At 41.8% G+C, this 2,710-nt stretch carries 3 protein-coding genes; 2 read left to right on the top strand and 1 reads right to left on the bottom strand.

Going from position 1 to position 2,710, the window contains the following annotated elements; genetic code table 11:
* The first annotated feature begins 92 nt into the window (after positions 1-92).
* Positions 93-359: an element excision factor XisI family protein gene (locus tag F6K37_RS37580; RefSeq protein ID WP_008188157.1), complete on the top strand. Its 267-nt coding sequence runs from the start codon at positions 93-95 to the stop codon at positions 357-359.
* A gap of 83 nt (positions 360-442) precedes the next feature.
* Here F6K37_RS37580 and F6K37_RS37575 read toward each other — a convergent pair whose 3' ends face one another.
* The gene (locus F6K37_RS37575; protein WP_008188156.1) at positions 443-625 is read right to left on the bottom strand and encodes a hypothetical protein; all 183 of its coding nucleotides are present in this window, start codon (positions 623-625) and stop codon (positions 443-445) included.
* Between the two features lie 62 nt (positions 626-687).
* Here F6K37_RS37575 and F6K37_RS37570 point away from each other — a divergent pair, with 62 nt between their 5' ends.
* The gene (locus F6K37_RS37570) at positions 688-2,070 is read left to right on the top strand and encodes an RNA-guided endonuclease InsQ/TnpB family protein (protein ID WP_008188155.1); all 1,383 of its coding nucleotides are present in this window, start codon (positions 688-690) and stop codon (positions 2,068-2,070) included.
* Positions 2,071-2,710: the final 640 nt, after the last annotated feature.

The following is a 2,710-nucleotide window of genomic DNA, read 5'->3' as shown; positions in this document are numbered from 1 at the left end:
CAGCATTCATCTCAAGCTTTCGCACAACAAACGATTCAAGAATCTCAAATACACCTATTGCTATATGATCCAAATCAGGAGGTAATTTTGCAGTGGATAAGTTAATTCAGTATCGTCGTCTGATTCAGGAAATATTGGAAAAGCATAGTCTGGTTAAGCTAGCCAATGAAGATATCAAAGTCTATAAATTCTTCGATCCTGAGCAAGATCATTGTCTTGATGCAGTTGCTCATGGGGGAAAGCCCCAAGACCGTAATGGTGCGTTTTCCGTAGGCGAATTAAATTCGCCTACGGAAAGCGCAGCGTCGGCTTTGCCGAAAGCGTCGCCTACGGCGAACGGAAAGCGCACCTTTGGTTAAAACTTTTTGATTAAGGCTCCACTATCCTAAGGTTTTGTCTCCGGGATGAATTTTCCTTCTCAAATGGCGTAAGCTACAATTTATCAACCAGGTAATACACCGGTTCTCCCCAGTAATTCTAGATACTCATACAAACTCAAGTCTGCTTTAGCTGCTAACTGCTTTAATCCGTTCCAAGCTGTATTTGTTGCCTTGATGGTGTGTGTTGTTTTTGGTTCCTCATAAAGACAGGGACGTCCTACTATTCTAGATTTTTGTTTTACCATTTTATTGTCATATTAATTTCGGGAATATATAATTAAAATAGCACAGCAAATAGGTCGATTCTATGCAACTGGGTTATGTCTACAAACTCAAGCCTAGTCCTCAGCAAAAAGCCACCATGGTTGAATGGCTAGACATGTTGTTAGCTCAATATAATTATTTGTTGAGAGACAGGAATGATTCCTATGAGCAAGCCAGATCTCCAAAACTGGGGAATTTCTGCGATCTCAGGAGTGATGGAGAAGCGTGCCCGCTTACTTGTTCGGTAAGCAAATCGAGCTCTGTTGGCTATCCATGGAAAAAGAGCCAGAAAAATCCTAGGCGTAATGCTTACGAGATTCAAAGCTCAGCTCTTCCTGTGCTAAAGAAGCAACGTCCTTGGTATAAAAAAATTCACTCAACTGTTTTACAACAAATGTTAAGACAGTTGGATACTGCTTTCACAAAATTCTTTAAAGGGGAGGCTAAGTACCCTAGACCTAAGAGGCGTTCTCGCTATCGGAGCTTCAAATATTCCCCGGGTCAGGTAAAACTAGACGGCGATGGAATCTATTTACCTGGGATTGGCTGGATGGGCTTTTACAATTCCCGTCCTATACCAGACGGTTTCACCATAAAATCTGTAACCGTACGCAGAAAATCTCGGGGTTGGTTTGTCAGTCTTCAAATTGAAAACAAGTCAGTTCCATTGTCTCCGGTTAAAACAGCCAACGAGATTAGACCAGATCGTGTTAAGGGATGTGATCTTGGGATTAAAAAGCTGGTTAGTACTTCTGACGGGGAGACTATCGTAAATCCGGCTAATACCAATAAATTTAAGCGTCAAGCAAGACGTTTAAAACTCAGGCAAAGAGCTGCAAGTCGAAAGAAAAAAGGATCTAATAATCGCAAGAAATTATTTGGTAAGGTTGCCTATTTACACGAGAAAATAACCAACAAGCGTTCTGCATGCCATTGGGAGATTGCAAAGCAGTTAACCGATGGCACAGACGCCCTGATATTTGAGGATTTAAATATCAGGGGAATGAAATCCCGTTGTAAGCCTAAGCCCAATGAAAATGGTGGTTATGATCACAACGGACAATCTGCTAAAAAGGGGCTCAACCGTGTGATCTCTGATGCTGCCTGGGGAGAACTGATCAAAAAGGTAGAAGTCGTGGCTGCAAAGTCAGGCATTCCAGTAATCAAGATAAACCCCAGACATACATCCCAAGAATGTCCAAAATGCCATCACACCAGTGCAGACAACCGAAGTGGGGAGAAATTTGTCTGTACTGAATGTGGGTATCACGATGATGCTGATATAAATGGCGGAGTAAATATCAGAAATAAGGGTCTCAAAAAACTGGGAATTGACCCTGCCCAGCTACCTTCGGTGCGAAGGAAAGTTACGCCCACGGAGACAACAGTCGCGCACGACTGTGCCTGGGAATCCCCATCCCTCTAAAGGGTGGGGTAGTTCAAGCGTCAATATGATGGATTTGCTGTTGGTTAGATTTCTTGTAAGTCCTGCTGGCTCTACCGTACTTGTGGTTATAAGCTGACTTTTAACGGCTTCTGGCGAAAGCACCATCAAATAAAAGTTTCAGCTCCACATTTTATGATCAATAAACTAATCTTAATGATAAAAATTAAGGTTAGAATAGCGATGCATCGCTACTCCCTACTCCCTATCTCCCTATCTCCCTATCTCCCCACCTCCCCACCAATTACATTTGAGTCCGACGCAAGAAACAGCCCTGGAGTTAGAGGGGATTCCTGCTCCCTAAAAACCAAGAATTTGTAGCTCAGTTAATTAAAAAAATTATGTCAATAAATTATACATAATTGAGTCTATAAATTGTTAATAAAACTAATTGTAAATCAATGTAAAATATTTTTATTTACCCTTGCATTTTTTTGAGGATTTATCTATACTATAGAAGGTGACGACTGAAACTAATAACCGCGCTGGTCATGGCCGTTAATCATCTCCAGCGCGGTTTTCCTCCCACCTAAATAGGAGCTACTTCCATGATGCCAAAAAAATCACGATTATCAATCCTGGCTTTTCAGCAACCCACCGGATCTCTCTTGGGGATACGGCA

This window comes from Moorena sp. SIO4E2 (assembly GCF_010671945.1).
Lineage (GTDB): Bacteria > Cyanobacteriota > Cyanobacteriia > Cyanobacteriales > Coleofasciculaceae > Moorena > Moorena producens.
The sequence above is the reverse complement of the archived record's forward strand: the minus strand, read 5'-3'. Positions and strand labels throughout refer to the sequence as shown.